The following is a 13,978-nucleotide window of genomic DNA, read 5'->3' on the forward strand; positions in this document are numbered from 1 at the left end:
AACATGGTAAAAAAAATCAGAAAAACCCTGGTGCTCGCAGCACTGGCAGGGGTGACCTGCAATACGGTAATTTCACAGAACAAAGAGCAGATCAGGGAAGCTCCGGCTCCTTTATTTAATGATCCGTTCTATGATGGCGCGGCAGATCCGGTATTGGTCTGGAATCATCTTGAAACTAGTTGGTGGATGCTTTATACAGCCCGACGTGCGAATATGCCTACTCCCGATGTATCTGCTTATTACGGGAATGATATCGGCATTGCTTCCAGTGATGATCATGGTCAGACCTGGGTCTTTCGTGGATATCTGGATCTGGAATTTGAAAGAGGTCGAAACACGTTCTGGGCACCTGAAGTCGTATACGAATCGGGTGAGTATCATATGTTCGTTTCCTATATCCAGGGAGTAAGGAACCATTGGGGAGGACAATCAAAGATCGTGCATCTCACCAGTAAAAACTTATGGGACTGGGATTATAAGGGTGAGGTGAAGGCCTCTTCAGGAAAAGTAATCGATGCTACCCTGTTTAAAAAACCGGATGGGCTTTGGCGCATGTGGTATAAGGATGACGCACTTGGAGGAATCACCATGATGTCAGAATCTAAAGATCTTATGCAATGGACACCTGTCGGTGAGCCTGCGATAGCAGGAGAGGCACACGAAGGTCCTAATGTATTCCGATTCCACGATTACTACTGGATGCTGACCGATGAATGGCATGGATTACGTGTCTATCGATCCAAAGACCTTGAAAACTGGGAAAAACAAGGTTTGATCCTTGAGAATGCCTCTGAAAGAAAGGATGACAGCCCCTCTGGAGCCCATGGCGATGTGGTTGTAAATGGCTCCAGGGCCTTTATTTTTTATTTTACACATCCCGGCAGAGATAAACATCTGGAGACTAAGTCAGAAAATTCCTATTACGACAATCACCGTACCAGTATACAGGTTGCTCCACTCACTTTTGAGAGAGGAACTTTAAAAGCGAACCGAAATAAGCCTTTCGATTTTTGGCTGGATAATGAGTGATAAAGCAAAAAGCCCGGAACTAACTCCGGGCTTTTTAAATTCCTGACACTTAAATCAGTTATTCCATTTATCATTGAGTAGTTTGATAAAGTAACCACCTACGACACTCCGTGCCTGAAAGCCACGCATCTTACCTGTAGAGGTAAAATGCCAGTCAGACATCGGAACACGATCCGGTGTTTCCTTTGCAAACTTATAAACAGGCTCGGTCAATGCTTTAAAATCTTTATCGGAATCTGACAATGTTGCTGTCCAGAGAATCCAGTCAGATTTGGTATAATCCGATCTGCTATCCAGCGGTATACCATATCGGTTATTCTTATTCAGATAATATGCGATCTCCTTTTGATACACGCTCTCGGGAAACAGATCGAGATCGATCACCTTATCCCAAACCAGATTATACTTTTGACTCCAGGTATTTTTATCGTCGAAAGTAAGTGCATAATGATCCCCGCTATCGGCCAGCTCCATCCACTTCCCTGCCATTTCTCTCGCCATTCCGAGATATTTATCCGCTATATCATCTTTGCCCAGCATACTTGCCATATATCCATAGCTTCCCAAGGCTGCGATCGCCTTCACGGAAAGGTTGGCATTTCGGGCGAGATGACCTGCAAAGTCGTCTGTACATAACTGATTCCCGGGATCGAAACCTTTTTCAGCGAGATAGTCAGCCCATAAAGTAAGTGTTTCCCAGTGTTTTTCAGCATACGCGGCATTGTTCTCCGCTTTGGTGATTGCCGCTGTAAGGATGATCATATTACCGGATTCTTCCACTGGCATCGGCTCACCATACACCAATCCGTTAGCTTTTGGATACGTACCGATATCATGTGCCGCGAAGGGCTCGTTATAGCGACCACTCTCTGTATAATAAAAAATCCCGTTCAGCATTCCCTTGAGTAGGTCCGGATTATAATACAGGTACAATGGTGCTGAAGGATAGGTTACATCCACTGTATTAATACAGCCATTACTGAAATTCTCCTTGGAAAGAAATAAGAGTTCTCCTTCCGGACTTTCTACCAGTTTATGTGCGGCGATGCTTTGACGATAGCCGATCTCACACAGCTTAGCATAAGCTTCACCTCCGGATCTAACAGCATTCTCATGCAATTTACGGTCAAATGCCTCACATCGGGTAATAATATCCGCATGGGTTTGCCAGGATCTGTCTAATATTTCTGTGATCTTAGTATTTCCATCCTTGTTCCACCAGGGACGTAGTCGTGTACCGAAATATTCTATGGAGTAAAGGTCATCGTAACCGAGCATCACTACCGTTTCCTTAAGACTGTTAATTGTTTCTTCAGGGAATATCGTATTCAGAAAAAGGCGGGTACCCTTTTCTTCAGATCCTCTTTTCTTTGAGTTGACAAAGGAACTAAAGGCTTCCTTTTCTGAGGTAATGGTCTGTGTGGCACTTTGAGACTTTGGAACCGCTACGTATAAATAACCCCAGTCAATACGCAGGTTGTCACCTTTCTTTTCCAATATCGGTTGTTCGGTAGACCCTGCTTTCAGATAATCTACAATATTGGTTGAACCCGATTCAGCCTGTACTTCCTGAAAATCTTCATTTACCGCAAGATTCGTGGATGCCCCGAAGTACACTTGAACCTTATGTTGTTTCCCATCATTGGGTTTTGTACCGATCTTAACATAGGATACCGGCCTGGAAAATACCTCCAGATCATCCATGAGTAACGGAGAAATAAAATTCACAGTAACATCAACTCCTCCGGCTCGTAATTTATATTCCGTTTGGGTGGCACTGATAGATACTCCGGTTTGAACTGCCGGGGTAATCTGAAATTCCGGTTCTGACTTTTCTACAATTCCGGCGTCTAATGCCTGACCTCCTGCAGTATTTCTGACATGAATTGCCAGCAAGTTATTCTTCTTTCTAAGCACCTTCTTCACCTCATCAGAAATTGAGTAATAATCATAATTACCGTTCCAGCATTCACAGGAATAAACCGCTACTCCATTTATGAATACTTCAACATTATCGTCATGACGTAATCTCAGGAACATTTCACCATCACCGGAAGATCTGAGATCGAATTCTCGTCGGTACCAAAGATCATCAGAGGTCCATTTCGTTCCTGCATTATCCATGTCCCCGAAAGGAGGAGTTGCCATTCGCCATGTATCGTCTTTAAAACCTGTAGTCTCCCATCCTTTACCAGGGTTCTTTTCTGTGATCTTTACCTTGTAAGGCTCTGTTTCAGCCGTAGGCACAAGTACCTTATATACCGGTGCTTCCTCACCGAGAAAACGGTAGGTTGTACCATCTACTCTGACCAAACCGATCAATGGCTGTGCCGCACCGGTCCAATGCCTGGTTGGCGACCCATTGATTTCATCTGAATTACTCCAAATACTGAAGTAGGGATCATGAGTGATCAACGGATAGGCCGGAGCTTCTCTTTCCTGACACAAACCCGGCACAATCGCCATAAGTGTCATTATTAATGAATAAAACTTTTTCATGGTTTTGATTTTTAAGAAAAAGTGCCTGACAGGATAGATCAGGCACTTTAATAAAACTAACTCAAACTTAATTCTAATTTACCTATTCGGGAACGCTATTATAAGGATAGTTCTTCCACCTGAGAATACAGCATATCCTCTACTCCGGCGATTTTTACTCCAATACGGGCATATACATAATCGCGTGGTGGATTCAGCTGCGGAACACCAAGACTTACTGAAACAGAAGAAAGATCACTGATATCGGCATCTCCTCTGGCCACATTTGCATCGCCGTTATCAGAAACGAACTGACCGTCATTAAGGTAAAGGGTTATTCTTTCGATAGTACGCTCATCATCACCTGTAATGATCTGTTCGAGGCTACAAGATGCAGAAACGGTCCCGCCACTTTGGGAGAATTGAACATTCCTTATCATATAATAAGGTTCTACCTCGATATCTAGTTGCTGATCACCTCTCAGGTTCACTAATATCGTATCACCCTGCTGAGCATTTACCTCCGGAATCCGAAAAGGCCCCTGCCCGGGAATGAATTTCAATTTATAATCTCCATCATACAATCGTGCACTATAACTACCATCCTGATCGATGGCAACACCTATGGGTGTCAATAATCCGAAACCGGGTTGCCATAGTTCAAAACCTACTTCATTATACCCCACTCGTACAGGCTCACCGTTATACATGATCGTACCGGAAAGGAAACTATCCGGTTCGTCATAGTTATCTTTCTCACAGGATGCTGTAATAAAAAGCAATCCCAGTAATGCTATTGAATATTTAAATTTCTTCATCGCTCTTCTGATTTCTTATTGATTAGGATTTCTAACGATCAATGGGTTATTACTGATCACATTATCACCGATCCTGGAATAATAATTACCGAACTGGAATCGGTCTGCACCGGTCACCCTGCTTAACTTCCTGGTCTTATAGATGAACTTACCATCATTTGCACTACCTGGCTCATATACTTTGTATGGCCAGATAGCCAACGGCTGTGTCTCTCTGCGGGTCGCTGAACCGATATCATCGGATACTGTATTTTCATCAACTGGAACACCGTCAAGCACGATATGCGCTATCCTCCAACGCTTCAAATCGAAAAAGTGAAGTCCTTCAAAAGCCAATTCCACATATCTTTCATGAGCGATTCGATCGAAATCAACATCCCCTGCTGTTAAAGGGGTCGTGATTCCTGCCCGACTTCTCACCTGATTCAGGTAATCAGCCGCTGTTGATGTATTCCCCAGTTCAAAGGCTGCTTCGGCAGCATTGAGTAAAACTTCAGCATACCGGTAACGCATTTGATAAACATCACTTTGTACCCCTCGCTGGCCAGAACCGGCCTTCGGATCCTGAAACTTACGGATGTAGAATCCGGTTTGAGCCGTAAATTCCAAACCATCGATAGGACCGTCAAATCCAACAACCTGAACATTTCCCAGATTTCCGACTTCTTTTTGTTGACCTCTTGAATCTCCGGAGACCACAGAACCGTCAGGCATCTGATATCCTGCGAAAATATCCACTTGTCTCCCTTTAAAGGATGACCCCGGAAGAATAACAGTTCCTGACAGACGGGCATCGCGACCTTCAAAGATATCGCCTACATTCTCATAGTAAACCGGATTCCCGGAACCATCGGTAGCGGCTAAAGGCTGATAGACTCCATCAAGAGTTTCAAAGGACTGAACAAACTGAAGTGAAGGATTTATTCTTCCTCCTTCTTCTTCTTCTGCTCCGAATCTCGGTTGATTCACAATGGTAAAATTATGAACCTTACCACTTTGCAATTTATAATCCTCGACAAAAATCACTTCCGGATTTTCGATCTTATCATAGAAGATACTGGCAAAGTTTTCCGCAAGATCTGGTTTCTTTTGATAGAGCGCATAGCTACCCGCTTCTCCATTGATGATTTGCTGTGCAGCATTCAGGGCTTTCGTATAATATCCATTGGCCTTATCAACCGGGATACCTACTTCATTTCCCGGAAGGGAGACCTGAGGCGTATTGGCACCATATTTTGCAATAGATCCTGCATACAATGCAGCACGAGCTTCCATAGCCAATGCAGCGCCTTTGGTTGCTCTTGACTTCGTTCCGGAATTGGACGGAAGCATATCTTTGATCGCTTCTGCTTCAGAGATCACAAAATCGTAGATTGCAGCTTCGGTTTCTCTGGGTTGACGCAAATAGGATGCATCCCCACTGAAATCATACTCCTGTGCTTCCAGAATAAGTGGGACTCCCCCCATTCTTTTTACCAGTTCAAAATAATAAGAAGCTCTAAGGAAACGTGCTTCCGCCAGAAAGCGTTGCTTATCAGCTTCATCCAGCTCCGTTGCCGGCTCACAACGTTCTATAAAAAGGTTGATCTCCCTGATATAAGCATAATCCCAGGTTCCCCAGGCGCCATAATCATAGGTGGAATTCTGAAATGCACTATAACGACCCAATTCAGACCAGAATGCAATGTTAAAATCTGATAGGGTCCACCAATCCTGGATCCATCCAAAATCATAATATCGGTCATAAAGATTGGCCAGTACAGAGAGGGTTACCGAAGGATCGGAAAATACCTGCTCCTCGGTTAGAATATTTGTCGGTTCGCGATCGAGAAACTCTTCATCATTGGTACAACCGGTAGCCAGTAGTGCCATTGTGATCGCAGTATATAGATACTTTTTCATTACTGTTTATTTTTTCGGTTTAGAGTGAAAGGTTAACACCAACATTGATTACTTTATTCTGCGGATATTGTAGTGAGTTATCATCAACTACTTCCGGATCCACCCCATATTCCTTGAGATTATCAAAAGTTGCGAGGTTATATCCGTTCACATAGATCCTGAATTTTTGGAAACCGATCTTATCCAGAACAGCTTGTGGCAGGGAATACCCTAACTCCAGTGTTCTCATTCTAAAATAGGTTACGTTATGCAACCAGAATGTTGAATTCCAGTTATTGCTATGCCAACCATTATTATACCTCAGTGCAGGATATTTACCGGCAACCCAATCACTGTTGGGGTCGAAAACATCAGTACGATGCCATCTGTCGAGAAATATCTCGTTCAAAGCTCCATCATTGATATACGGACGTCTTCCTTCCCAGTTCTGATTCCAGGAATACCCAGAGGCTCCTGAGAAGTCAGCTACAAGGTCGATCCCCTTCCAGGAAAGGTTTATGCTGAGTCCGAAGTTCACCAGTGGTTGCGTATTGTTGTAACCGATCACCGTTTCATCCTGCCAATCGATCTTTCCGTCATTGTTCACATCCTTATACATGATATCTCCGGGCAGCATGGTGGAATTACCACGACCGTCATTATTGATCGTATAATTATCGATCTGCTCCTGAGACTGGAATTGGCCAATGGCGGTATATCCCCAGAATAGGTTGTTGTAACGATCTTCATAGGAATTTCTATAACGATCGTATGAGTTTCCGAATCTCGGTTTGTAGCTCTCCAGGAATTTGGTCTTGGTCAAGGAAGCATTTCCGGAAACATTGATGTTGAGATCTCCCACTTTTCCTGAATAGGCAAGCATACCTTCAATACCATAGACCGCATCACTATTCACATTCTCCTCCGGCAATGAATATCCCAGTTCATTCGGGATAAGAATATCATATTTTGATCCGCGTAACCCTGTTCTCTTTCTGTAGAAATAATCAAAAGATCCTGAAAGATGATTATCCAGCATAGCGAAATCCATTCCTATATCGGTAATATGGCTTTCAAACCACGAGAGGTTTTCAATAATCTGTCCTTTATCACGGCTAGCGATCACAGGATTTCCATCCAGGATCACGGGATCACTGACATTGTACTGATAACCTGGAATATAATCATAAGGTCCGATTCCGATATCATCATCACCGAGTACCCCGTAGGAAGCTCTGAATTTCAAATTGTTCAATACCGGATCTTCTCCCAGAAGATTCTGCATGAACTTTTCTTCAGTAATCCTCCAACCTCCGGAGATCGAAGGAAAGATTCCTACCCTTTTTTTAGGGGCAAACTTCCAGGAAGCGTCACGTCTTAGAGACGACTCCAGATAATATTTATTCTTGTAGTTATAGGTGAATTTCCCAACATATCCAATCCTGGCCTCTTCATCATCCCGATCGTCATAAGTATCCATATCAGCGAAATAAATCAACGGCAATACATTGGTCTTAGGAACAGAGTGAACCCATTGCTCCTGATCTCTTGATTCCTGACGTTCTACCAGAAATAATGCAGTGATATTGTGATCTTCGGCTATGGTTTTGGCATAGCTCAAAGACCCTTGAAAGATATTACGGATGATCTTACGTGTTCTTCTTTCTCTCCAGGGATTGGTACTTCCTCCGGTCACATTATAAGCATCATTATCAGCATCATAGGTATATGCCTCATAGGTATATTCATGACCGTTGAGTACCTGGTCTGCAATATAATAGGAGTACATACCCTTTGCCTTTAGCCCAGGAATAAAGCCGAAATCATATTCTGCATTGAAATTATTCTGAAGTACTCTCCAGATATCTTCCTGGTATCCACCGATCTTGAAATTATGTAAAGCCCAGTTTGTCTCGTTATGTCCTATATCATTAAGATATTCAGGATTGTCATTGGCATAAGGACGTTCAAATGGCCGGTTTCTCAAAATAGCAAATCGCGGAAGCCAGTAATCATCGTATCCGGGAATTCCAGGATTCTTTCTGGTTTCCACTCTACCATTGATCTGTACTCCAACCTTGAGGTTATCGGTTATGAAGGCATCTACATTACTCTGAATATTACTTCTGTCAAAGGTAAATTCATTTCCTAAAACAGATTCCTGGTCCAGTTTGGTATAAGAGAGATAATAATTTATCTTTTCAGAACCTCCGGTTGCATTGACATTGATACTGGTCACCGGAGCATCCTTTTTTACGATGAAGTTCTTCCAGTCAAAAGTCTGATAACCTCTTTCTGTTCCCTGTCTGTATTTCTCGAGTTCCTCCATGGTGATGGCCGTACTTCCGTATTCGTTCACTTCCGCTTCGGCCTTACCTAACATCCATTGGTAAGAATCATTTACGGTAGACGGAAAACGCGACCAGTTCTGCCATCCCATATACGCATCTACATTCACGGTATTTCGGGTACCCCTTCTTCCTTTCTTGGTCGTTACCACCACAACTCCATTTGCAGCGCGTGAACCATAGATCGCAGCAGAACCATCTTTCAGAATGGTGATACTCTCAATATCATTAGGAGAAAGGTTGTTGAATTGTCCGGCATCCTGCTGAACACCATCGATCACATACAAAGGATTACCCATGTTACGGATCTGTATATTCGCACTGGCTCCCGGCCTTCCATCTGGCATACGGAAACTCACACCGGGCATCTTACCCGCGAGTCCGGAACTAACGGTAGCACCACCGTGCACCTGTGCGATATCTTCACTGGTGATCGTTGCGATCGCAGCTGTTATATCCTCTTTTTTCTGGGTGGAATATCCCACCACCACTACTTCGTCCAGTGCTGCCACATCCTCCTGCATCTGTACATTGACCTCGGTCTGTGTTCCGATAATCACCTCCTGCGCAAGAAAACCTACAGAACTGAACAATAATGTTGCTCCCGGAGAGACACTGATCTGATAGGTACCATCAAAATCGGTACTGGTACCCACTCCGGATACGCCTTTGATTGTTACTGAAACATACGGAATGGGCAAACCATCGGCAAGTCCGGTTACCTTCCCTCTTACAGTCACTTCGCCTTGTGTCTGAGCAAACATACCTGAAATGCTCAGCATAAAGACCAGAATAGTGACATTCCATCGCTTCATTACCTGCTTAAGAATTGTTTTCATTGAAATTCATTTTTTAATGATTTTTATTAGTTAGCTGTTCATACCTGAGAATTCATATGCAGTTCTCAAAGCGTAGTGCACGAAATCGATTTAGTAACTCGATTCTACGATATCACGATTTCCAATTTTCAGACATCTGTTTCAGACGTAATTATTTTAGTGTTGTAGTCTTCTTCCTTCGTTGATAAAATATGCATTCAACAATGTGAGAGGTATAAAATTGTCAATCGATCAAAGATTACTGTCAAAAATTATCGATATGATCGTTTTTCAAAGTAGGACAATAATTATGGTTTCCTACCGATTCAATTGTACCAATCTTTCATACAAATAGTTCAAACTCTAAATAAATCTTAAAATTGAGGCTGAAATACAACAAATTGAACACTAATGACACAATTTGAATATTTGAATAATTCTCATTTTTAACATATTGCAAATGAGTAATTGACATTATACGAAAGAATATGAACCATAAATATGTCAAATTCATATTTATGATCGAAAACATCCCAATTAGGTCATTCTATTAAGAGAATATTCAAAGTAACAACTGTAATTCTGTGGTGATCAAATCATTTATACGTATCATACCTGGAGGGATCTGTGCGAATACATAAATATTACTATGGTTCTCAGCCTGGATACTATTAAAGCTATTTCTTACTTTATCCCGGAACATAGCTATAAAAAAAAGGCTACCCACAACAGGCAGCCTTTTGACCGGATTCATTACAAACGGTAACTACTTGAATCTAACTAACCGATCCTAACAATAAACATATTTAAACTAACTAAACTCTAATTTTAATCGATCGCTTCAATCACCTCGCGATTAGCGGCCCGAACTTTCTGAAAGTCCATTTTATCTACTTTTCTATCATAGGTCATAAATCCGTTGACCTCTCCTTCCACATCCGTGGTCTGGGTATAAACCGCTGCTGAAAAGCCACTCTTTACAAGATTCAGCAGTTTCTTGGCGTATTTGAGATATTCATCGGTTGTTTCTTCAGAATTTTTAAATCGAATATAACCCCAGTTATTATCCGGCTTCCATAGATGTCCTTCGAGGGGCAATCCAATCCCTCCATATTCACCCAACACGGTTACACGATTAGCATCATACAGGTAGAGGTCGGGATCAGGATAATTATGGAGATCCAGTATATCTCCGGTTTGAAAATGATTTCCACCACTCGCCGAATTGATCAGTCTGGAAGGGTCATAAGCGGCGGTCCATTCGGTAATCTCAACCGTTTTAAACTGCCCCCATGCTTCATTGAAAGGAACCCAAACTACAATACTCGGATAGGAATACAGATTATCCATAATCTCTTTCCATTCCTTGCGATAGATCGCTTCCGAGGCTGCGGTTCTTTGTAATTCATTTGCGTTGAAATACTGATGATGCTGCCAGATAGGCTGTGCATCTCCGTTCGGCATATCCTGCCATACGAGAATTCCTAATTGATCACAGTGGGTATACCAACGTGCAGGTTCTACTTTTACATGCTTTCGGATCATATTAAAACCGAGTTCCTTGGTCTTTATGATATCATATTTCAAAGCCTCGTCGGTGGGTGCTGTATATAAACCATCAGGCCACCAACCCTGATCTAAAGGACCAAACTGGAAATAATCCTTATTGTTAAGCTGCATCCTTACAACACCATTAGCATCACGTTTTTTAGAGATTTTACGCATGGCAAAATAACTCTCAACTACATCAGCAACTTTCCCTTTGCTGATCAGTTTTACAGATAGATCATATAAAAACGGTGATTCCGGTGACCATAATTTTTGATCCTTAATAGCGATCTCCACCGGCTGCCCTGCAGCTGCTTTAGCAGAACTGATCACCTGTGCTCCATCCTTTACGGTAACTTCAATAATATCTCCTGACGTAGATCCGCTTAATTCAGGAACAATGGAAATAGTACTGTTATCGATATCGGGTGTTGTTCTTAAATTCTCAATATGAGTCTTTTGTACCGGTTCCAGCCAAACGGTCTGCCAAATACCGGTAACCGGTGTATACCAGATTCCTTCAGGATTATTTACTTGTTTCCCCCGAGGCTGCGTTCCAGCGTTGGAAGGGTCCCAGACTTTAACGGTCAGGGTTTGAGATTTTCCCTTGAGATAGGGCGTTATATTAAAGTTAAAAGGAGAATAACCTCCGGTATGAGCCCCAATTTTAATGTCATTCAACCAGATCTCTGCCTTCCAGTCTACCGCACCAAAATGCAATAGTATATCTTTTTTATTCCAGCCGGAAGGAATAGTGAAAGAGGTTTCATACCACAATTCATTCGCCTCTCCTACGGTTTTCATAACTCCTGACAAACTCGATTCTATCGCAAAAGGAACCAGGATCTCGCCCTCCATCTGTGCAGGTTTCGATGCACCTTTAGGCGTTATGGCATAATCCCATAATCCATTAAGGTTCTTCCAATCGCCGCGTTTCAGGATTGGGCGAGGATATTCTGCCAATACATTATTCGCATCGACCTTTTCCGCCCATTCAGTTTTGATCTTGTCTCCCGCAGGTTTCCATTGCTGTGCATGTACCCAAATAGTACCGAGCATTACTGCTCCGAACAACAAACAGCTTCTGAATTTCTGTCTTTTAATCATCAATTTTACAGTATTAAAATAGTTTACTAAAGGCATCCCTAAATTTGAGGATGCCATTTGTTGCATCATCGAAAATATCTCAAATTCAACCTATACATATTGAATATAATTCAATTAAATACTCATGAATTTGCAAATACCTCAAAACAAAGCAAAACATTTTGAACTATTTCAAACCTACTATTTGTATCATAATTTCCATTTTATAAGTCAAAAATGATCAGTACTGAAGAAATCGCATATCATTTGCATCATTTTGTATAGAAACGAGACAAAACGTAAAACTCCAAAAATGTTTTAAAGGGAGTCCTTAGAAAAGCGAAAGCGATTTAATGCATTTACGCATAATCCTAAGACCGTGAAGAAAAATAAAAATTCTGTTATATAACAGATAGAAAGGTTTAAACCTAGACTGTAGCAGTGCTATTCTTATTTCTATAGGCATAGAATGCGATATAGGCGTAACTGGCGATCACCAGGAAGAAAGCAGTTTTAAAATCGAAGGCATCGGTAAGATAACCAAAGGTTGGTGGAATAACAGCACCTCCTACGATCATGGTACACAGAACACCTGAACCCTGAGGTTTATCATCTCCAAGTCCGTCAAGTGCAAGACTAAAAATTGTAGGAAACATAATAGAATTGAATAAGCCTATTGCTATAAGGGTCCACATCGCAACCATACCGGTAGTAGCTCCGGAGATCAGCACCATTAATACCGCTAATGAAGCAAAAACGATCAGTACTTTGGCGGGGTTCAGGAATCGTGTCAGGAAGGAACCAATAAACCTTCCGATCATAGCTCCAGTCCAGTAGAAAGTTACGAATACCCCAACAACAGACATATCACTGGCTACTGATGAATCACCGGAAAGCACCCATTCTGCAATGGTTCGCATAAATGGAGTATTCCGGATCACTTCCGGCAGCCCCAGCGTCATAAAATAATTCACCATATAACTACCCAAGGCTACTTCCGCTCCAACATAAAAGAAGATTCCCAGTGCTCCAAGCATAAGATTCTTATTCTTTAATACACCTTTATAATCATTAGATGCTGCTGTATTACCGATCTTCGGGAGATTTACAAAAACAAAGACAAGGGCAATGATTCCAATAAATGCAGCGATTCCCAGAAAGGGAAGCTGAACAGCAGCCGCTTCATTTTCAAAATATGTAATTTTATCCACCTCGTTCAATGCATCGATCTCAGCGGTTGTCATCACTTTATCCTTAAGAATAAAAAGCGCTCCGATCGCGGGAGCAATCGCTGTCCCCAGCGAATTGAATGCCTGAGAAAGATTCAAACGGCTCGACGCCGTACGCTCCGACCCCAGAACGGTCACATAAGGATTCGCGGCAACCTGTAATATTGTGATCCCTGCAGCTAAAGTAAAATAAGCTAACATAAAAATACCAAACACCCGAAAAGAAGCCGCAGGATAAAACAATAAACATCCGGCCCCCATCACCAGAAGTCCTAGTATGATGCCTTTTTTATACCCGATTCGCGACAAGATGTAACCTGCCGGAATCGATAAAAGAAAGAAGGCTCCAAAGAAAGCAAACTGAACCATCCCAGCCTGAAAATAGGTCAGCGTAAAGACCTCCTTCAAACGCGGAATCAAAGAATCCACCAAAACGGTAATAAATCCCCAAAGAAAAAATAAAGCAGTAAGAAAGATAAATGCGGTACGGTAGTTTCGGTTTTGGTTCATGGTTTGGATGAAAAGTTTGCTTAAAATACTAAAACGTTTTAGCAAATATATTATTTAAAATCAATCTTCAAAATCACAATACCGTAAATTTCTTCATCATCCATTACATAAATTTGAAAAATTGTAAAATTAAGCAATGAGAAGCGAGCCCTCCAAAGGCAATACGAAGCGAGCAAAAAAAGCAACGCGAAGCGAGCAAAAAAGCAATGCGAAGCGAGCAAAAAAAGCAATGC

The 13,978-nt window shown here is 42.1% G+C and carries 7 protein-coding genes; 1 reads left to right on the forward strand and 6 read right to left on the reverse strand.

What is annotated here, in order from left to right:
• The first annotated feature begins 3 nt into the window (after positions 1-3).
• Entirely contained in the window at positions 4-1,029 is a 1,026-nt protein-coding gene (locus DMZ48_RS15445; RefSeq protein WP_143956066.1) for a family 43 glycosylhydrolase, read from the forward strand.
• 54 nt (positions 1,030-1,083) lie between these two features.
• Here the strand turns inward: DMZ48_RS15445 and DMZ48_RS15450 are convergent, their stop codons facing one another.
• From DMZ48_RS15450 to DMZ48_RS15475, 6 genes are all read right to left on the reverse strand, one after another.
• Positions 1,084-3,528, reverse strand: a complete 2,445-nt coding sequence (locus DMZ48_RS15450; protein ID WP_143956067.1) for a glutaminase family protein — start codon at positions 3,526-3,528, stop codon at positions 1,084-1,086.
• A gap of 98 nt (positions 3,529-3,626) precedes the next feature.
• Positions 3,627-4,325, reverse strand: a complete 699-nt coding sequence (locus DMZ48_RS15455) for a DUF3823 domain-containing protein (RefSeq protein ID WP_143956068.1) — start codon at positions 4,323-4,325, stop codon at positions 3,627-3,629.
• 15 nt (positions 4,326-4,340) lie between these two features.
• Positions 4,341-6,227, reverse strand: a complete 1,887-nt coding sequence (locus tag DMZ48_RS15460; protein WP_143956069.1) for a RagB/SusD family nutrient uptake outer membrane protein — start codon at positions 6,225-6,227, stop codon at positions 4,341-4,343.
• Between the two features lie 19 nt (positions 6,228-6,246).
• The gene (locus DMZ48_RS15465; protein WP_143956070.1) at positions 6,247-9,393 is read right to left on the reverse strand and encodes a SusC/RagA family TonB-linked outer membrane protein; all 3,147 of its coding nucleotides are present in this window, start codon (positions 9,391-9,393) and stop codon (positions 6,247-6,249) included.
• Positions 9,394-10,200: 807 nt separating this feature from the next.
• Complete coding sequence (locus tag DMZ48_RS15470) at positions 10,201-12,027, reverse strand: glycoside hydrolase family 2 protein (protein ID WP_143956077.1); 1,827 nt, start codon at positions 12,025-12,027, stop codon at positions 10,201-10,203.
• 407 nt (positions 12,028-12,434) lie between these two features.
• The gene (locus tag DMZ48_RS15475; RefSeq protein ID WP_143956071.1) at positions 12,435-13,745 is read right to left on the reverse strand and encodes a sugar MFS transporter; all 1,311 of its coding nucleotides are present in this window, start codon (positions 13,743-13,745) and stop codon (positions 12,435-12,437) included.
• Between the last annotated feature and the right edge of the window lie 233 nt (positions 13,746-13,978).

The organism is Robertkochia solimangrovi (genome assembly GCF_007279655.1).
In the GTDB taxonomy this organism is placed as follows: domain Bacteria; phylum Bacteroidota; class Bacteroidia; order Flavobacteriales; family Flavobacteriaceae; genus Robertkochia; species Robertkochia solimangrovi.